Genomic DNA, 18,607 nt, shown 5'->3' on the forward strand with positions numbered 1-18,607 from the left:
ACGTGGCTAACCAGAGCTTCCCCCTGCCCGATGTCGGGGAGGGGCTGACCGAGGCCGAGATCGTCGAGTGGCGGGTCAAACCCGGCGACCCCGTGCAGGTGAACCAGACCATCGTCGAGATCGAGACCGCGAAGTCGCTGGTCGAGCTGCCTTCGCCGTGGAGCGGCACCGTCGTCGGCCTCCTCGCGGAGCCCGGTACCACCGTGGAGGTCGGCACCCCGATCATCGAGATCGCCGTCGGCGGTGTCGTGTCCGACGACGGTCCGGGGCCGGGTGCACCGGCTGACGCGTCCGCCGCGGGTGGTGCGTCCGCGACGGGCGACACGACGGTGCCCGCCGCGCCGGCCGAACCGGAGTCCGCCGGTGAGGCCGCCTCGGCGGACTCGGAGACGTCCGGGTCCGTGCTCGTCGGGTACGGGACCCAGGAGGCGAAGGCGAGCGGTCGGCGCCGGCGCTACCAGGGCGGCCCTGCCGCGTCCGCCTCGGCGGCGCCGACCGCACCGGCTGTCGCGCCGGCCCCGCAAGCCCCGCCCAGGGCCTCACCCGCGCCCGCTCCCGTCGTGCCGGCGACACCTCCGGCGCCGGCACCCGTCACCCCCGCCCCGGCGACCGGCGTGGCCAGCGTGCCGACATCCGACACGAGGACCCGCGTCCTGGCGAAGCCTCCGGTCCGGAAGCTGGCCAAGGACCTGGGCATCGACCTGGCGGGCGTGCATCCCTCCGGACCGGGAGGCATCGTCACCCGGGAGGACGTGCTCGCGCACCAGGCCGCGGCGCAGCCGAGGACGCTCGCGACGTATGCGGGCGACACCGAGCCGTGGCTGGAGTCCGGCGCGGTCAGCGGGGACGGGCGGGAGACGCGTGTCCCCGTGAAGTCCGTGCGCAAGCGGACCGCCGAGGCCATGGTGGCCAGCGCGTTCACTGCGCCGCACGTGACGGTGTTCCACACGGTGGACGTGACCAGGACGATGGAGCTCGTCGAGACCCTCAAGAAGGACCGCGACTTCTCCGACGTCAAGGTGACACCCTTGCTCATCGCCGCGAAGGCGGTGCTGCTGGCGATCCGGCGGCACCCGCAGATCAACGCGAGCTGGGACGAGGCGGCGCAGGAGATCGTCTACAAGCACTACGCGAACCTGGGCATCGCCGCCGCGACGCCCCGTGGCCTCGTGGTGCCGAACATCAAGGACGCGCACCGGCTCGACCTGCTGGGGCTCGCGAACGCGATCGCCGACCTGACGGGTACCGCCCGGGAGGGCCGGACACCGCCGTCGGACATGACGGGCGGGACGTTCACGATCACGAACGTGGGCGTGTTCGGCATCGACTCGGGGACGCCGATCCTCAACCCCGGTGAGGCGGGCATCCTCGCCTTCGGCGCGATCCGGCAGCAGCCGTGGGTGCACGACGGCGAGCTCGCCGTGCGCTGGGTGACGCAACTCGCGCTGAGCATCGACCACCGTCTGGTGGACGGGGAGCTCGGCGCACGGTTCCTGGCGGACGTCGCCGCCGTCCTGCAGGACCCGTCCCGCGGGCTGGTCTGGGGCCGGTAGCCCGCCGCGCGTCGGCCGAGGTGGGAGGTGGCGACTGCCAACCTCCCACCTCGGCCGTTCTCGTACGGCACCGTGCGGAGGCGGCGATGCCCGCCGCACACGGGCGGAACGGCGCCGCCGGGCGGCGCGAGGGCGCTGCCCGGCGGCGGTGGCCGGATCTGTCAGGCCGCGAACTCCTTCAGGCGCGGGCGTCCGCGGCGGTTCTTGCGGCGGCGGATGATGCCGTCGACGACGATCTGCCCGCCCCACACGCCCCACGGCTCTCGGCGGGAGATGGCTCCCTCGAGACACTTCTGGGCGAGTGGACACGTCAGGCACTGCCGCTTGGCGGCCTCGAGCTCGGTGGGGTGCTCGGAGAACCACAGGTCGGGCTCGTCCGCGCAGGGCACGTCGGTGCTGGCGAACTCCAGAACATCAGCGGCGCTGGGGGTGGTCGCGATCATGTTCACACTAGGTAGAACGTGCTCCGCTGAGAAAAGGATGGGGCCCGACCGAGAAAATCCGAAAGAAGTCTCCGCCGGCAGGGTCGTGCCTGGCGGGACGGCGTCAGCCCGGCCGCTTCGACCGTCCCGCCCGCCGCGCGAGCATCGCGTTGTAGGCCTCGAGCTCGGCGTCGCCGTCGCGCTCCGCGGCCCGGTCGCTCCGCCGTGCCTCCCGCGCGTCGGACCGTGACCACTGCACCGCCACGCCCACCGCCAGCAGGAGCGTGGGCAGCTCGCCGATACCCCAGGCGATCGCGCCGCCGAGCTGCTGGTCCTCGATCGCGGACGGCCCCCACTCGCGCCCCATGAGCCCGAACCACTCGGGCACGAGCAGCGCCGTGCCGCTCGTCAGGGCGACGCCGAAGAATGCGTGGAACGCCATCGTGGCGAACAGCAGCACCAGCCGCATCGGGTACGGGGGCCGGCTCGGGCCCGGGTCGATCCCGATCAGGGCGTTGGCGAAGAGGTATCCCACGAGCGTGAAGTGGACGAACATCCACACGTGGCCCAGGTAGGAGGTCAGGGCCCACTCGAACAGCGGGGTGAAGTAGAACAGGATCATCCCGCCGGCGAAGAGCACCGCCGCCACGATCGGGTGCGCCATGAACGTCCCGAACCGGGAGTGCACCAGGTACAGCACCCACTCGCGCGGCCCGCGCGAGCCGTCCTTGCGTGCGGGGACGGCACGCAGCAGCAGGGTGACGGGCGCGGACAGCACCAGGAACAGCGGGACGACCATCGCCAGCACCATGTGCTGCACCATGTGTGCGCTGAACAGCACGTGGCCGTAGGCGGCGGCGCCCCCGTTGGTGACCCAGAACAACGTGATCATGCCGCAGCACCACGAGACGGTGCGCAGCAGGGGCCAGCGATCGCCCCGCCTGCGCAGGCGCCGGTACCAGGTCAGGTAGACGACGATGCCCGCCGCGCAGCCGAACGCGAGCAGCGCGTCCCACTGGAACTCCGTGATCCAGCGGGTGAAGGACGGCTCCGGGGGCAACGGGTGGCCCGTCACGAGCTCGGCCGGGGTGGGGTCGGCGATGGGCTCGTCGGGCACGGGCGGTGCCGTCGAGCCGAGGGCCACGGCGACGCCGGAGACGGCCCCCATCGCGAGGATCTCCACCGCGGCCAGCCGCCAGAAGAGGCCGGCGGCGCGTCGCGATCCGCTGTCGAGGCGCTGCACGCCCTCCAGGTGCCGCACCACGTTGCGGCGGTGCAGCCAGCCGGCCGTGCCCAGGGCGGCCAGCAACAGTGCCTTGGTGACGAGCAGCGTGCCGTAGTCGGTGTCGAGCGCGCTCAGTGAGCCGAGCCGGATCCACGAGCTGACCACCCCGCTCACGGCGACGGCGGCGAAGCACCAGCCGGCGATCGCGGAGTACCGCCGTACGGTTGCCGCCCGCGTGGTGGCCCGGTGCCCGAGCAGTGCGATCCCGGCGAGGCCGCCCAGCCAGATCGCCGCCCCGACCAGGTGCACGAACATCGCGGACACCGCGAGGTCGTGGCTGGCGGCCCCGGAGGCGTGGCCGGTCGAGGCCTGCAGCCCGAGCGCCCCCAGGACCAGGGCGATGGCCACGGCGGCGCCCGTCGGGCCGCGCACGAGCAGCGCCGTCGTCGACGTGATGGCCGCGAGCAGGGCCGCACCGAGCAGGGCCCGGCCCACCTCGCCGTCCGTCAGGTAGGACCACAGCGCCGTACCGAACGCCGGATCGTCGAGCGGGAGGAACGTGGCCCACGACGTGCCGAGCACCAGCGCGGTCAGAGCGGCGACGGTCCACACGCCGGCGGCCATGCCGGCGACGGAGAGCGCGCGTCGGCCGTCGCGTCCGGCCGGCAGCACGAAGGCCGCGAGGACCAGGGAGCCCAGGGTCACCGCCGCCGCCAGGTTCGACGTGGTGCGGGCCACGGGCGTGCCCCAGCGCGGCACGACGCCGGGATCGGCGAACTGCTGGAAGGCGGCGAACGCACCGGAGAACGATCCGGCCGCGGCCAGGGCGCCGAGCGCGGCGACCACGCCGGCTGCGACGGCGGCCGGCAGCCACCGCGGGCGCGCGAGAAGCGAGGCGGTCTGGCTGGTTGTCCGTGCGTCCTGCCGGGTGGTCACCGGCCAAGGCTACGACGCCGGCGAGGGGCGCAGTGCAGGCCGGGCGCAGTGCAGGCCGGGCGCCGAGGAACGGGCAGGCCGGCCGGAGCGTGATCCGAGGAGGGGCGCCGAAGCGGCCGCCGGGGCCCGGGCGCGAGATGTCCCGGAGGGCACGCCTCGGTGGAAGGTGACGTGCGAGTGAACGTCAGATGGTCACCACATGGCGCCCCCGGAACGCGCGATGAATAGTGTGCGAAAGTGCTTTCCCAGGACAGTGCGGCTCTTGAGCTGTACTCTTCGCGTCCGGCAACCTCTGGTTGTGAGCCGACGTACCAGCCTTTTCGGTGGATCCCTGCTGCCCTCTCGCGTGGACCTCGTGATCGTGGGCGCCGGGATCGTCGGTCTCGCGCACGCGGTCGAGGCGGTGTCCCGCGGCTGGTCGGTGCTCGTCGTGGAGCGCGACGCCCGCGCGGTCGGCGCCTCGGTACGGAACTTCGGCCACATCGGTGTCACGGTGCAGGACGGGATCGCGCTCTCGTACGCCCTGGCGTCGCGGGAACGCTGGCTGCGGCTCGGCAAGGAGGCGGGGTTCGCCGTCCGGGAGACCGGCTCCCTCGTCGTGGCCCGGGCCGACGACGAGCTCGCCGTCCTCGACGACTTCGCCGCGCGCCGCGACGGCGACGCCCAGGTGCTCACCCGCAAGGGCGTCACCGAGCGGGTACCCGTCTCGCCGCGGGGCCTGACCGGCGGTGCCTTCCTCCCGCTGGACCTGCGGGTGGACCAGCGCACGGCCGTGGCTGCCGTCGCCGCCTGGCTGAACACCCGCCGGGAGTGTCGCGTCGAGTGGTCGACGTCGGTCGTCGGACTGGAGCCCGGGAGCGGTGTCACCCTCGTCCGCACGTCGCGGGGCGACGTGGTGGCGCGCCGCGTCGTCTGCGCCGTCGGGCACGACGTCGGACGGCTCTTCCCCGAGGCCGCCCATGACGCGGGGATACAGCACTGCCGTCAGCAGATGCTCCGGGTCGCGCCCGCCCGCTCGGCCCGGCGGGCGATCGGCGAGATCGGCCCCGCCGTGCTCACCGGTACCTCCATGCTCCGCCACGAGGGTTTCGCCTGGAGCCCGTCCGTGGCGCGAGTCCGTCAGCGGCTCGCGGAGACGCGGCCCGAGCTGCTCGACGCCGGCGTCAGCCTCATGATCACCCAGCTGCCCGACGGCACGGTCACGCTCGGGGCGACCCACACCTACGGGTTCACCCATGATCCGTTCCGGTCCGAGGCGCTCGACGACCTGCTCCTGGCGGAGGGGGCGTCCCTGCTCGGCGTCCCGCTCCGGGCGGTGGAGCGCTGGGAGGCCACCTATGCCTCCGCCCCGCAGCCCTTCCTGGTCGCCGAGCCGATGCCCGGGGTCTCCGCCGTCTCCGTGACCGCGGGCATCGGGATGGCTTGCGCGTTCGGACTGGCCGCCAAGGTCGTGGAGGAGGTCGCCTGAGCCCAGAGGTTTCGCCGTCCACTGCATCACGGGGCCGGTCGGCCCCGCCACGAGGCCGGTGAGCCCGGCCCTCACCCCTGCGAGGAGCCACCCCATGAAGGCAACCCGCGTCCACCACCAGAAGCCGGCACGGACCATCGCCGGCCTGTTGCTCGTCGTACTCACCGCCACCTCCCTCGGTGCCTGCGCGGCCGTCTCGCAGGCGTCCGACACGACCTGCCCCGAGGGCGGCATCCGTTTCGGGGCCGATTCCTCCGGAAACCCCGCGGAGCTCGAGGACGCGTACGCGGCGTTCGGCGACGCCCTCGCGGAGGAGCTCGGCTGCGCCGTCGGCGTCCGGATCTTCGACAGCCACGCCGGCGAGGTCGAGGCCGTGGAGAACGGTGAGCTGGAGATCGCCCGGTTCTCCGCGCTCGGGTACGCCGTCGCCGCCGAACGCGTGGCGGTGACGCCGGTCGTGACGTTCGGCATGCCCAACGGCAACCTGTCCGGGTACACGGCCGGGATCTGGGTGCCGGCGGACTCCGCCGTCACGACGCCGGCACAGCTCGAGGGGCGCACGCTGGCCCTCGGCGCGGAGGGGACGACGTCGGGCGACCTCCTTCCCCGCGGGGCCCTCGCCGACGCGAACCTCTCCCCGGACCAGGTCCGGATCTCGTACGCGGGAGGCGGTGCCGCGGCGCTCGACGCCCTGAGGAACGACACCGCGGAAGCGGCGGTGATCGACTCGCGCACCCTCGCGGCCGCCGTCGCGGACGGCAGGTTCGACCCGGACGTCCACCGGCAGATCTGGGAGTCCGGCGTGATCCCGAACGATCCGATCGTGCTCTCCCCCCACGTGGACGAGGAACTCGCCGAGGCGATCGTGGAGGCCCTGCTCGACGTGCCGCCGGAGGCGATCGAACAGGTCGCCGCGAGTGCCGGCGTCGATCCCGGCGGGAAGCTGGTCGGCGTGGACGAGGTCACCTACGCCGAGGTCGTCGCTCTCGTCGACTCGTCGGGCATCGGCGAGGAGGACGTCTGAACCGGCTCAGCGGTCGCGTGACGCCTCGGTGCGGTAGCGCTCCACGAGGCGCCTGTTCGCGCGGGCACGCGCCAGCTCGTCGGTCGCGGCGCGGCTGGCCGCGCGGTGCTCGTCGAACGCGGCGACGTCGTGCTCGAGGGCCCACATCAGGGCCTCGAGCACATCGGCGCGGCTCAGCCGCATGCTGCGTGTCTCACTCATGGTTCCGATCACTGCGTCGCGCGACCCCGTCCGTGGTGTGTCGGGGGCAGGGACGATATCGCGTCGCCAAGGCTGTAGTTATCCGCCTTTCGGATGACTTTTACGGCCATCCGGCGTGTCGCAACGACTTGTCCCTCGGAGTGTCGGTGAGTTCAGTAAGGATCGTGCCATGGAGCGTTACGCGGCCCGCAAGATGAAGGAGCAGCTTGCAGACTTCGCACGTGAGCTGGGCGAACGGTACGGACCGAGCGTGCTTCCGCGCCCTGCCGCACGGCCTCGTCCACAGGCCGCACCACCCTCCGTCCGGCACGGTGACCACGCCGGTGCCGAGCCCGCGGATTCGCTCGCGGAATCCGTGACCTTCGCCGACGACGTCGTCCGCGCGCCCACGCTCGCCCTGGGACTGGTACCCCGGTCCGACGGCGGATACGGCATCGCCGTCCGCTATCGGCTCGGCCTGCCGCGGGCGCGCGCCGTCGTACGCCGGATCGCCGACGAGGTCGGCCCGGATGCCGACGTGCGCCGCACGGGCCGCATCCGCCCGCTGAGCGAGCTCGGCCCGCGCCGGCTGGCGCCGACGTCGCAGGCCGAGGGGGAGACCGACCACGTGCGCCCGCTCCGCCCCGGGGTATCGATCGGGCACGTGGGAGTCACCGCCGGAACGCTCGGTGCCTTCGTGCGCAGGCCTGGTGTGCCGGGCGAGCTGTACGCGCTCTCGAACTACCACGTCCTGGCTGGCAGCCCGAAGGCGAGCCCCGGCGACGTCGTGCTGCAGCCCGGACCGGCCGACGGCGGTCTGATGCCGGGCGACCGGGTCGGTGAACTGACCAGGGTGGCCAGGCTCGTCTCGGGTGAGGTATGCGCCACCGACGCCGCGATCGCGCGGCTGGACAGCGCGGACGTGGACCACGCGTACCCGGTCGGACCGGTGGTCCGGATCGCGCGCCCGGTCGGCGGCGAGACGGTCGAGAAGGTCGGCCGGACGACGGCGGTCACCCGCGGCCGGGTCACGGCGATCGAGCTGGACGACGTCATCGTGGGCTACGAGGACCTCGGCGCGCTCAGCTTCGACGACCAGGTGGAGATCGAGGGGAACGGAGCTCCCTTCTCCCGGGGCGGCGACTCCGGGGCGCTCGTGTACCGTGAGGACGGCACGGCGATCGGTCTGCTCTTCGCGGGTTCCGAGAGCGGTGGCCAGGGCGGTAAGGGTCTGACGTACGCGAACCCGATCGACGTCGTTCTCGAGACGATGGAGGTCGAGCTCGCGGCGACGGAGAGGTAGTTCCACGGCCGGAAAAACGTCCGGAATGTGATCTTCGCCACTCTGACGAACCGCCGACGTGCCCTGGCGGTGCCTGAGCAACAGGCGCACAATGGTGGGTCAGGAAGATGGGTCTGGAGGTGAGCGTCGATGACAACACTGGATGAGGCGCGCGCGGCGAAGAGGGGGCTGCGTGCCGCGGTCTCCGGAATCGGCGGTGTGGTCGGTATCGGTGTCGCCCCGGAGTTCAGTAGTCCGATCGAGAGTGAACGACCCGCGCCCGGCGGGGTCAGGCTCCAGCAGGTGCCGGCGCCCGGCGTCGGACGGGTCAACGTGCTCGCCCAACAGGTAGCGGTCGACGACCTCCCCAGCTCGGACGGCGGCTGGGTGCTCCAGGTCAACGTGGTGGATCCCGCCGTCGTGGACAAGATTCCCGAGGAGATCGGCGACGTCTCCGTGCGCGTCCGCGTGGTGGGGGCCGTCCGCGCCGGGTGACGGCGCCGGGTGACAATGACCCGGTGAGCACCACCCCGGCGACCCGCCTGCCCCGCGTCCGCGCCTCCGAGTTCGCCGGTCGAGGCTGGCTGAACACCGGCGGCCGCGAGGTCACCCTCGCCGACCTACGGGGCAAGATCGTCATCCTCGACTTCTGGACGTTCTGCTGCATCAACTGCCTGCACGTCCTCGACGAACTGCGTGAACTCGAGGCCGCACACCGCGACGAGCTCGTGATCGTGGGCGTGCACTCGCCCAAGTTCGAGCACGAGGCCGATCCGGACGCGCTCGCGGCCGCCGTCGAACGGTACGAGGTGCATCACGCCGTCCTCGACGACCCGGAGCTCGTCACGTGGGGGGCGTACGCGGCGCGGGCCTGGCCGACGCTCGTCGTCGTTGACCCCGAGGGGTACGTCGTCGCGCAGATGGCGGGGGAGGGACACGCGTCCGCCATCGGCGCGCTGGTGGCCGAGCTGATCGAGGAGCACGGGGCCAAGGGCACCCTGCACCGCGGTGACGGGCCCTACGTACCGCCGGCGCCGGCGTCGGGCACGCTCCGCTTCCCCGCGAAGGCGATCGCGCTGCCGTCGGGCAACCTGCTCGTGGCCGACGCCGGGCACCACTCCCTGGCCGAGCTCGCGGGCGACGGCGAGACGCTGGTCCGCCGCATCGGCTCGGGTGATCGCGGCCTCGCCGACGGCGGGCCCGGCGAGGCGCGCTTCAGCGAGCCAGGCGGGCTGTGCCTGGTCCCGGAGGCGACGCGGGCCACGCTCGGCTACGACGTCGTCGTCGCCGACACCGTCAACCACGCGTTGCGCGGCGTCCGGCTGTCCGACGGCGGCGTGGTCACCCTCGCGGGGACGGGGCGCCAGTTCATGGTGGGCGGCCAGGAGAACGTCGCCGGGCGGACCGGTGCGTTCGACGCCGCCGCGCTCCACGACGCGCGGTCCGTGAACCTGTCGTCACCGTGGGACGTCGTCTGGTCGGCGGAGCTCGGCGCCTTCGTCGTGGCGATGGCGGGGAACCACACGCTGTGGTCGTTCCGGCCCGCACGCGGCCGCGAGACCGTGCGGCTCCTGGCCGGCACCATGAACGAGGGCCTCGAGGACGGCCCCGGCGCCGACGCGTGGTTCGCCCAGCCCTCCGGCCTGGCTCCGGCCGCCGACGGCGCGCTGTGGCTCGCCGACGCGGAGACCTCGGCGCTGCGCCGGGTGGTTCCCGCCGATGCCGGAGACCCTGCTCGGGTGGGCGCCGCCGCGGTGGGCACGAACCCGCTTCCGCCGGGCGTCGAGGTCGAGACCGCCGTCGGACAAGGACTGTTCGACTTCGGGCACCGGGACGGCGCCGGCGGCCGGGCTCTGCTCCAGCATCCGCTCGGCGTGGCGGTGCTGCCGGACGGCAGCGTCGTCGTGGCAGACACGTACAACGGCGCGCTCCGCCGGTACGTGCCCCCTGCGGAGACGATTCCCGGCGCAGGCGGGCCGCTCTCCGGCGGGGAGGTGAGCACGCTCGCGACCGGGCTCGCCGAGCCGAGCGACGTCGTCGTCCAGGTGAACGGGCGCGCGTGGGCGCCAGGTGACCCGGTGCCCGACGGCGGCGAGATCCACCTGCTCGTCGTGGAGTCGGCGGCGCACCGTCTCACGCGCATCGCCGTGCGTGAGGACCTGGCGGGCGAGGTGCTGGACTCCGGCGCGCGTCGCACGCAGCGGCCCGCCACCGACATCGCCGCGGGCCCGCTGCGGTTGGAGGTTCCGTTCGAGCCCGCGCCGGGCCAGAAGCTCGACGATCGCTGGGGCCCGTCGACCGAGCTCCGGGTCAGCGCCACTCCGCCCGAGCTGCTGCGCTCCGGGGCCGGGAGCGGGACCGACCTGTTCCGGGACCTGGAGATCGATCCCGCCGTGGCCGAGGGAGTGCTGCACGTGACCGCCAAGGCGGCCTCGTGCGACGTCGTCCCGGTGGGGCCGGACGGCGAGCCCGACCCGGAGGCCTACCCGGCCTGCCATCTCGCGAGCCAGGACTGGGGGGTTCCCGTGCGGGTGGTTCCGGCGGACGGCGGCGGGCAGGGGGCGCTCACGCTGCCGCTGCGTGGCTGACGACCTGTCCGGCATCCGCGACGCCCGTCCCGCTCGGCCCTTCGCTCGCTCCGCCGGTGCGGGTGAAGACCTTGTGACGGCACACTCGAAAGGTTTCGATCGGGGCGCTGCCGGGCTAGACTGACGCCGCAGGAATCACCGGCGCGGGTCATGCATTCGCGACCCGCGCATCATCGGCGGCCGGCGTGCCGCCCGGACCCGGAGGGGGTGGAGCTCATGACCCGTAGCGAGCCCCCCAGTAGTCCGAGCCGCGGCTGACGGCTCGACCCGCAGGTCCACCACGCGACAACGCACCGATGCGTCCACCGTATCGGCGTGCCGTGCCGTCTTCTTCCGAGCCATCCAGCCGCGGCAGCTCCGTGTCCCTGTCCGCTTGTGCCACCCCACGCCCGTCCGACGGCGCGCCGAGGTGGCGGCAACGACCTCGGAGTACCCCATGGCCACCTTCCTGCCCGCACGTCCCGTGCGTTCCCGCCCGCTCCTCGACGCGCTGCGCCCCCGCCCGCGCCGTCGTCCCGCCCTGCCCTACGGCGCGCCGGAACCCGCCGCGCTGCTGCCGAGCGCGCCTCGCCGGTCGCCCGTCGTCGCCGCCGCGATCTACGACGACGGGGAGCGCACCGCGTCCTTCTCGAAGCTCTCGGACGCCTTCCGTGCCCTGCGCGGTCGCTCCGGCGGGATGGCCTGGATCGGTCTCGAACGGCCCGCCGAGCCGGCCGATCCGGGAACCGCGGCGCCACGGACGAGCCCCGGAGCCGCCACCGCCGAGGCCGAGCTCAACCGGCTCGCCGAGGAGTTCGACCTGCACCCGCTCGCCGTCGAGGACGCGATCCAGGCGCACCAGCGCCCCAAGATCGAGCGGTACGGCGACACGCTCTTCGTCGTGCTGCACGCGGCCCGGTACGACGACGACGCCGAGCGCGTCGAGTTCGGCGAGCTGCACCTGTTCATCGGGCCCGACTTCGTCGTCACCGTGCGGCACGGGGCGTCCCCCGATCTCGGCGCCGTCCGCGAGCGGCTCGAAGTGGACCGGAGCATGCTCGCGCGCGGCCCCGAGGCCGTGCTGTACGCCATCCTCGACGACGTCGTGGACGGCTACGCACCCGTCGTCGCGGGCCTCGAGAACGACATCGACGAGATCGAGTCCGAGGTGTTCGGCGGCGACCCCGACGTCTCGCGGCGCACCTACGAACTCTCCCGGCAGGTCGTGGACTTCCAGCGGGCCGTCCGCCCGGCCCAGGGGATCTGCGCCTCGCTGGCGAAGGGCGCCGAGAAGTACGACGTCCACCCCGAGCTGCAGGCGTACCTGCGCGACGTCGCCGACCACCTCACCGAGGCGGCCGACCGCATCGACTCCTACCGTGCCGCGCTCCGCGACATCCTCACCGTGAACGCCACGCTCGTCGCGCAGCGGCAGAACGAGGAGATGAAACACCTGTCCGAGGTCAGCCTGCGCCAGGGCGAGGAGGTCAAGAAGATCTCCGGCTGGGCCGCGATCCTCTTCGCACCCACGCTGGTGGGTACTGTGTACGGGATGAACTTCGACGTCATGCCCGAGCTCGGCTGGGCGTGGGGCTACCCGGCGGCCCTGGTGGCGATGGCCGCGGTGAGCGTGGGCCTCTTCGGGGTGTTCCGCGGGAAGCGCTGGATCTGAACGGCGGACCGTGATCGCGGGCGCGACGACGCCCCGGGGCGCCGGCTGGGGACCGGGACGGGCCGCCCGGGGAACCACGGCCGGGCTCAGGAACCGCCCGTCGGCACCCGCGGCACCGGAACGCTCGCCCCCGTGCCCAGGTGGGTGCGCGCGTAGGCCAGGGCCTCGGCGAGGTCGGCCGTGCGTTCGGCGGCGCTGCGCCCGCGTGTCGAGATCTCCAGGCACACATCACCCTGCCAGCCGCGCCGGGCCAGCTCGGCGAGCACCTTGTCGCACTGCATCGCTCCGCGTCCCGGGACCAGGTGCTCGTCGCGGGCGCTTCCCGTGCCGTCGGCGAGATGCAGGTGCCGCAGGCGGTCGCCGAAGATCTCGAGCAGCTCGAGGCCGTCCTGCTGCGCGACGCTCGCGTGCGAGAGGTCCAGCGTGACGGCGTCGTACCCGTGATCCGCCGGATCCCAGCCCGGCAGATAGGCCTGCATCTCGCGGCCGCCCCCGCGCCAGGGGTACATGTTCTCGACGGCGATCGTCACGCCCGTGATCTCCGAGAGCGTCGAGACCTGCTCCTCGAACTGCCGCGCGTACTTGAACTGCCAGCGGAAGGGCGGGTGCACCACCACGGTGGCCGCGCCCAGCTCCTGAGCCATCTCCACGGTCCGGTCCAGCTTGGGACCCGGCGCGCGGCCCCACACCCGCTGACTGACCAGCAGCGTCGGGGCATGCAGCGACCGCACGGGCATCCCGGTCTCCGCGGCGTGCCGCGCGAGAGTGAGCGGATTCCGTGTGGCCTCCTCGGACCAGATCATCACCTCGACGCCGTCGAACCCCGCCTCGGCCGCGGCCTCGAAGGCGTACGGCACCCGGCGCGGGAACACGGATGCGGTGGACAGCGTCACATGGACACCGGGCACGGTGATGCCGGGCGCGGTCCTGTCGGATCCGATCGGTTCCTGCATGTCATCCACCTTAGGAGCGGTTCGTAACGAAAACGTGACCTTGGGGTTCACGGAGCATGGCGACCTGCGGAGATATCACGGCACGTCCCTCCGCGCATCTCGGACGGCCTCGCGCGCGGCACGGGCTGTCGGCTTGTCGAGGGCGTTCGCGGCCAGCTCGCGGCACTGCTCCAGCGTCACCCGGCGCAGCGCGTCGGCCACCGCGGCCAGGGCGCGTGGCGTCATCGACAGCGAGGCGACGCCGAGGCCGACCAGCACCGGCGCGAGCAGCGGGTCCGCGGCGGCCTCGCCGCACACGCCCACCGGACGACCATGCACGGCTCCGCCCTCGCACGCCACCCGGACGAGGTCGAGCACGGCCGGCTGCCACGGTGTGGACAGCGCCGCGACCCCGGCCAGGTCACGGTCCGCCGCCATCGTGTACTGCGTCAGGTCGTTCGTGCCGAGGCTGGCGAACGCGGCGTCCGCGAGCAGCCACCGGGCCTGGATCGCGGCCGCAGGGGTCTCGATCATGACGCCCGCCGTGGTCAGGTCGTGCGCGGCACATGCCGCGACGAACTCGCGCGTCTCGTCCGCCGTGGCCACCATCGGCGCCATGACCCAGACCTCCGCGCGCTCGGCGCGCGCCGCCCGCGAGATCGCCTCCAGCTGACGGTCCAGCACGTCGGGATGGTCGACGGCGGTCCGGATGCCGCGGACCCCGAGGGCGGGGTTGTCCTCGTGGCCGGGTGTGAGGAAGCGCAACGGCTTGTCCGCGCCCGCGTCGAGCGTGCGGACGACGACGCGCCCTCCGGCGAACCGCGTGAGCACCGCCCGATAGGCGTCGACCTGCTCGTCGACCGTCGGCTCCGCGCCGCGCCCCAGGAAGCAGAACTCCGTCCGGAACAGGCCCACGCCACGGGCTCCCGCGCCGGCCGCGGCGTCCGCCTCCGCCGGGTCGGCGACGTTCGCCACGAGATCGACGTCGTGCCCGTCACGTGTGGCCGCGGTGCCGTCGAAGGCGTCGCGCGCCGAGGGCCGGCGTCGGACGAAGCGCCCCGCCCCGGCATCCGCCCCGTCGGACCCGTCGTCGGATCCGTCGCCGAGGCCGGCGGCGGACAGGTCGGCGGCCCCGGGCGCGACGAGGACGACACCGTCGGTGCCGTCCACGAGCACCGTCTCGCCGGCGGAGAGGTCGGCGGCCTCGCCGAGCGCGACGACGGCGGGGATGCCGAGCGACCGCGCGATGATCGCGGTGTGCGAGGTGGGGCCGCCGCGGGCCGTGACCACGGCGAGGACCGCCGCGGGGTCGAGCGTCGCCGTGTCGGCGGGCGCGAGGTCGGTGGCGACCAGGACGAACGGGTGTCCGGGATCCGGGACCCCGGGAGGCGGAGCGCCGGTCAGCACGGCCACGATGCGGTCGCGGACGTCCCGGACGTCGCGCGCCCGCTCCGCCATCGGGCCGCCGAGCGACTCGAGCTGCGTCGCCACGGTTCCGGCCGCGTCCCACACCGCTCGTTCCGGGGTGAGATGGTCGGCGCGAACCCGACGGGCGGCGTCGGCGGCGAGCGTCGGGTCGGCGGCCATCGCGGCGGTGACGGACAGGATGTCGGCGGCGGTCCCGGCGGCGCGCTCCGCGCGCTCGGCGAGGTCTCGCTCGACGCGGACGGCGGCGTCGCGAACCGCGTCCGCCGCAGCCTCCACGGCCTCCGGCTCGATCCTGTTGGTCGCCGGCTCCGGCACGCGCGGGGGCATGTGGACCACCGGGCCTGCCGCTCGGCCAGGACTCGCGGGGACGCCGGTTCGCTTCTCGGCGGGCATACCGCTCCCGTTCTGCATGGGATCGCCAGGACGTTCCGCCGGTGGGTGCCGCGACGACGGCACCCGTCGGCGCAACGTCCAACTCGAAGTGCGCGAGGCACGTTACATGCTCAGGCCCCCGGCTGCCGAGACGGCGCCGCATGCTCGCGCGACCTCGTCTGCCAGGATGACGGTATGGCGCTGACCGTGCTGTCCCCCGTCTCCGGAACCGCCGTCGCGATGACGGATGTTCCCGACCCCGTGTTCGCCGACGGCATGGTCGGCCCGGGGATCGCCGTGGACCCCGCCACGGACGGTGCGACGTCGGTCGCCGTGGCACCGATCGACGGGACGGTCATGGCGCTCCATCCGCACGGGTTCGTCGTCTCCGACGGCGCACGCCGCGCCGTCCTGGTGCACCTCGGGATCGACACCGTCCGGCTCGGTGGCGACGGATTCACCTCGCACGTCGCCAAGGGGGACTCCGTCAGGGCCGGGGACCACCTGATCTCGTGGTCGCCGGCCGACGTCGTCGCCGGCGGCCTCTCGCCCCTCGTGCCCGTCGTCGCCCTCGAGATCCCGGCGGACCGGCTCGAGGTGCTGGTCGCGCCGGGCGATCGTGTGCTGGCGGGTGCGGGCGCGACGCCGGGCACCGCGCTCCTCAGGATTCCCTGACCGCCGGGCGAGCTCGTCAGGCGGGGACGCGTTCCAGGGCGCGTGCGCCCACCGCGCGGAGCACGAACGTCTCGGTGGCCCGGATGGTGCGCTCGCGCGCCGCGGGCTCGTCCGGGATCAGCCGGCCCGACAGGCAGGCGTTGACCAGGTGCACCGTCGGCTCGACGTCCTGCGGCGGGAAGATCCCCGCGTCGATCCCCTGGGTGATGATGCGGCGCAGGATCGACTCGACGATCTCCGCGTGCTCCCGCAGCCGCGCCTGGGTGGCCCGTGAGAGGACGGTCCGCAGGTCCGGCCCCGGGGCCAGGTGGAAGACACGGGTGAGCTGGGCCTGCTGGCGGATGTAGGTGCGAAGCTGTTCCACCGGGTGGTCGACTCCGTCGAGCGCGCGTTCCAGGGTGTGTGCGTACTGCTCCGTCTCGTGCGTGATGAAGCCGAGCAGCAGTGCTTCCTTGTCGTGGAAGTGGTTGTAGACGGCGGTGCGGCCGACGCCCGCGGCCTCGGCGATGTCGGCGAGCGTGATGGTGTCGAAGCCGCGCTCCGCCATGAGTGTCGAGAGTGCGGTGAACAGCTTCTGCCTCGTCATCTGGCGGTGTTCGTGCAGGCTCTTGCCGATGATCTTGGGCATGATGACATCATAGGGGTATCCCGTCAGCTACAGGCTCGCGTCCTCATATCAGATCGCGCCACCGGTAGTGGTATCGGCCACGGTGATCCGAGGTGGAACGGCCCGCTCGGGCCGGGGTGCGGCCCGCGCAGGAAACACGTGGCTCATCGGTCCGAAACGAATTGCGCCCTTCGTCACGGGCGTGTTTCACGTCCGTAACATCCTTGATGCCGGGGCTCTCGACAGCGGCAGTAGTGTTCGCGCATGACGCTTCTTGCAGGGATCATCCCCGCAGAACATGCGGCGGGGCACACGCTCGTCCTCCCGTATCACGACGGCCCGGTCGAGGTCAGTCCGATGGCGTCGGCGTGGTTCTCCGACGTCGCGTGGTTGCGAGAACCGTCGCGCACCTCCGGGGCTCGCAAGATGACCGGAGCGCGCTTCCGCGGGATCCAGCAGACCCAGTCCGTCACTCCCGGCGTCATGCGGTTGGGCGAGGAGCACATCGCCACCGGTCCGTTCGTGGTGGAGGGCGAACACCTCGCCGAGATCTCGTTGAACGTCCCGAAGGCGGAGGCCTACGTCCTCTCGCGCAGCGACGGCCTGCGCGACGTGCGCGCGTCGGCGCCGACGTCGTACGACGACCGGGACGGCATCGCGAGGGCGTTCTCCCAGGCGCTCCCGCAGGGCGAGGAACTGCGGGTGATCCAGTGGGCCGTCGCTGCGGCGCGCAAGACAGGGGGCGTCCTGCTCGGCGACGGACGCCGGGTCATGGTGCCCGACCCCGCCGCCTCCGTGAATCTCGGGCTCTACAGCGCGCATCCGCTCGCCCCCGGCGACGTCCTGCCGCTGCTGCGCGCCTTCATCGCCACCGCGGAGGTCGGTGCGGACCAGCCGACGCCGGACGGCTCACCGCGCTACCGGCTCGTCGGCCCCACCGCCTACGACGGATCGATCGTGATCGACGTCGAACGCGTGGACCGGGTGCCCCGCGCGCTCGGGGCGCTCGACTGGCGCGCCTACGGGCCGTTCGCCTACCGCCTGAGCTGGGTCCCGGCCGACCCCTACGAGCTCGAGCTGGAGCAGCCCTCCGGCCTGCACGTCATCGCACGCGCCAGGATGCGGTCGTCGATCGCGCGCCTCGCGGTGTCGCTGCAGGGCCGGATCGCGGGCGTCATCGTGGACGACGGCGGATTCGTGGCCACCGTCGAGGAACTCGAGTTGCGCAACGACCCGCAGGCGAGCGCCGGAAACGGTCGCGCCTGGGTCTGACGGACGTCGTCGCGACGCGCGCGACGGCCGTGGCCGTCGGGACGGATCCCGGGTCGCGATGTCCGGGAAGGTGTATGTGTTTTCATTATCCACAGATTTCTTCCACAGGGTTGTGTACAGACGGCGAAATCGCAGGCGTTCTTGTGGACAGCCTTGTGGACGGACCTGTGGGCAAAAAATGTGCGTGGATGACAGGGCTGGACCGGTTGCCACCTCGCCGAACGGGAACTAGAAACGTGGCTATCGGTTCGGTGAGTGACGGCCTGATCGGTGCGCTGCAGCAGCACCGAAGGGCCGGCCGCCGGACGCCGGTCGACCGGAGAACGACAGGACGTCCCGTACCGCGGTGCGGGCTGTGGGTGACGACACAGGTGCCTGAACGGACCCGGAAGACCACCCGCGTCCGACACGCCCTGCACCTGTTTCGGCCCGGCGGCCCGGGCCAGAGGGGCGTGAATCCGGAGCCGTGACGTCGACGCGGCGCCCCCGGTCCCCGGGTAAGTCGACCGGAGGTACGCGGTACGCCAGGGCTCCCGGCCTGCCCCGGGAGCCCTGGCTCCATTCCGCTCAGCGGTCGAGCGTCGTCAGGTGCAGCGACACGGGCAGGCTCCACTTCGCTCCCGCGAGCCAGCCGCTCCAGCAGTGCGACGCGACGCCTCCTTCGCCGGCCGGGTGGTGGCCGGAGCGCTCCATGAGCCGGAGCCGTGCGGCGAGCCGTTCGGCTGCCGATGCCTGCGCGACGAGGACGTCGACCGAGATGGTGCCGAGCAGGTCGTCACCGAGGTCGAGATGGTCGACGCCGGCCCTGATCTCGAGCGCGTGCGTGTCGGTGATATGGGCGATCAGGGCCGTGACGGCGACGAGCTCGGCCGGACCGGAGCGGGTGGGGGCCGGGCTGCTCACCGCGACCACCTCCGGGCGAGCCGCGTGCGCGGGCAGCTCCCGTCGATCCGGCCGAAGGGGCCGGTCAACGCCCCGGCAGAGTCCGTCGA

General features: G+C 73.0%; 16 protein-coding genes. 9 read left to right on the plus strand and 7 right to left on the minus strand.

Annotation, left to right across the window (positions count from 1 at the left end; genetic code table 11):
• The first annotated feature begins 2 nt into the window (after positions 1 to 2).
• Complete coding sequence (locus IIE03_RS00275; RefSeq protein WP_192860738.1) at positions 3 to 1,553, plus strand: dihydrolipoamide acetyltransferase family protein; 1,551 nt, start codon at positions 3 to 5, stop codon at positions 1,551 to 1,553.
• Between the two features lie 161 nt (positions 1,554 to 1,714).
• On the opposite strand, the gene IIE03_RS00280 is transcribed toward IIE03_RS00275, so the two are convergent.
• Both IIE03_RS00280 and IIE03_RS00285 read right to left on the minus strand, forming a co-directional pair.
• Positions 1,715 to 1,996 (minus strand): WhiB family transcriptional regulator, encoded by a 282-nt coding sequence (locus IIE03_RS00280; RefSeq protein ID WP_192860739.1) that lies wholly within the window; start codon positions 1,994 to 1,996, stop codon positions 1,715 to 1,717.
• A 103-nt stretch (positions 1,997 to 2,099) separates the two neighbouring features.
• Complete coding sequence (locus IIE03_RS00285) at positions 2,100 to 4,136, minus strand: bifunctional copper resistance protein CopD/cytochrome c oxidase assembly protein (protein WP_192860740.1); 2,037 nt, start codon at positions 4,134 to 4,136, stop codon at positions 2,100 to 2,102.
• Between the two features lie 298 nt (positions 4,137 to 4,434).
• Here IIE03_RS00285 and IIE03_RS00290 point away from each other — a divergent pair, with 298 nt between their 5' ends.
• Both IIE03_RS00290 and phnD read left to right on the plus strand, forming a co-directional pair.
• Positions 4,435 to 5,604 carry a TIGR03364 family FAD-dependent oxidoreductase gene (locus tag IIE03_RS00290; RefSeq protein WP_318842703.1) on the plus strand — a complete coding sequence of 390 codons (1,170 nt, stop codon included), beginning with the start codon at positions 4,435 to 4,437 and terminating at the stop codon, positions 5,602 to 5,604.
• A gap of 94 nt (positions 5,605 to 5,698) precedes the next feature.
• Complete coding sequence (phnD, locus tag IIE03_RS00295; RefSeq protein WP_192860742.1) at positions 5,699 to 6,628, plus strand: phosphate/phosphite/phosphonate ABC transporter substrate-binding protein; 930 nt, start codon at positions 5,699 to 5,701, stop codon at positions 6,626 to 6,628.
• A gap of 6 nt (positions 6,629 to 6,634) precedes the next feature.
• Here phnD and IIE03_RS00300 read toward each other — a convergent pair whose 3' ends face one another.
• Entirely contained in the window at positions 6,635 to 6,829 is a 195-nt protein-coding gene (locus IIE03_RS00300; protein ID WP_192860743.1) for a hypothetical protein, read from the minus strand.
• Positions 6,830 to 6,998: 169 nt separating this feature from the next.
• Between IIE03_RS00300 and IIE03_RS00305 the strand changes: the two genes are divergently transcribed.
• The 4 genes from IIE03_RS00305 (at position 6,999) to IIE03_RS00320 (ending at position 12,329) form a co-directional block, all read left to right on the plus strand.
• Positions 6,999 to 8,111, plus strand: a complete 1,113-nt coding sequence (locus tag IIE03_RS00305) for a chymotrypsin family serine protease (protein ID WP_192860744.1) — start codon at positions 6,999 to 7,001, stop codon at positions 8,109 to 8,111.
• A 129-nt stretch (positions 8,112 to 8,240) separates the two neighbouring features.
• On the plus strand, positions 8,241 to 8,585 hold the full coding sequence (locus tag IIE03_RS00310; RefSeq protein WP_192860745.1) for a hypothetical protein: 345 nt from the start codon (positions 8,241 to 8,243) through the stop codon (positions 8,583 to 8,585).
• 23 nt (positions 8,586 to 8,608) lie between these two features.
• Positions 8,609 to 10,678: an NHL domain-containing thioredoxin family protein gene (locus tag IIE03_RS00315; protein ID WP_192860746.1), complete on the plus strand. Its 2,070-nt coding sequence runs from the start codon at positions 8,609 to 8,611 to the stop codon at positions 10,676 to 10,678.
• A gap of 436 nt (positions 10,679 to 11,114) precedes the next feature.
• Positions 11,115 to 12,329 (plus strand): magnesium and cobalt transport protein CorA, encoded by a 1,215-nt coding sequence (locus IIE03_RS00320; protein WP_192860747.1) that lies wholly within the window; start codon positions 11,115 to 11,117, stop codon positions 12,327 to 12,329.
• 86 nt (positions 12,330 to 12,415) lie between these two features.
• Here the strand turns inward: IIE03_RS00320 and IIE03_RS00325 are convergent, their stop codons facing one another.
• The gene (locus tag IIE03_RS00325) at positions 12,416 to 13,282 is read right to left on the minus strand and encodes a sugar phosphate isomerase/epimerase family protein (RefSeq protein ID WP_192860748.1); all 867 of its coding nucleotides are present in this window, start codon (positions 13,280 to 13,282) and stop codon (positions 12,416 to 12,418) included.
• A 75-nt stretch (positions 13,283 to 13,357) separates the two neighbouring features.
• A complete protein-coding gene (gene ptsP, locus IIE03_RS00330) occupies positions 13,358 to 15,082 on the minus strand; it encodes a phosphoenolpyruvate--protein phosphotransferase (RefSeq protein WP_192860765.1) in 1,725 nt (574 codons plus the stop codon).
• Between the two features lie 174 nt (positions 15,083 to 15,256).
• Between ptsP and IIE03_RS00335 the strand changes: the two genes are divergently transcribed.
• Positions 15,257 to 15,736: a PTS sugar transporter subunit IIA gene (locus IIE03_RS00335; RefSeq protein WP_192860749.1), complete on the plus strand. Its 480-nt coding sequence runs from the start codon at positions 15,257 to 15,259 to the stop codon at positions 15,734 to 15,736.
• 16 nt (positions 15,737 to 15,752) lie between these two features.
• On the opposite strand, the gene IIE03_RS00340 is transcribed toward IIE03_RS00335, so the two are convergent.
• Positions 15,753 to 16,364: a TetR/AcrR family transcriptional regulator gene (locus IIE03_RS00340; RefSeq protein WP_192860750.1), complete on the minus strand. Its 612-nt coding sequence runs from the start codon at positions 16,362 to 16,364 to the stop codon at positions 15,753 to 15,755.
• Positions 16,365 to 16,607: 243 nt separating this feature from the next.
• Between IIE03_RS00340 and IIE03_RS00345 the strand changes: the two genes are divergently transcribed.
• Complete coding sequence (locus IIE03_RS00345) at positions 16,608 to 17,615, plus strand: hypothetical protein (RefSeq protein ID WP_225997014.1); 1,008 nt, start codon at positions 16,608 to 16,610, stop codon at positions 17,613 to 17,615.
• Between the two features lie 567 nt (positions 17,616 to 18,182).
• Here the strand turns inward: IIE03_RS00345 and IIE03_RS00350 are convergent.
• Positions 18,183 to 18,518 (minus strand): hypothetical protein, encoded by a 336-nt coding sequence (locus IIE03_RS00350; RefSeq protein WP_192860751.1) that lies wholly within the window; start codon positions 18,516 to 18,518, stop codon positions 18,183 to 18,185.
• Positions 18,519 to 18,607 lie beyond the last annotated feature (89 nt).

The sequence above is a fragment of the Myceligenerans pegani genome, from assembly GCF_014892515.1.
GTDB lineage: Bacteria > Actinomycetota > Actinomycetes > Actinomycetales > Cellulomonadaceae > Myceligenerans > Myceligenerans pegani.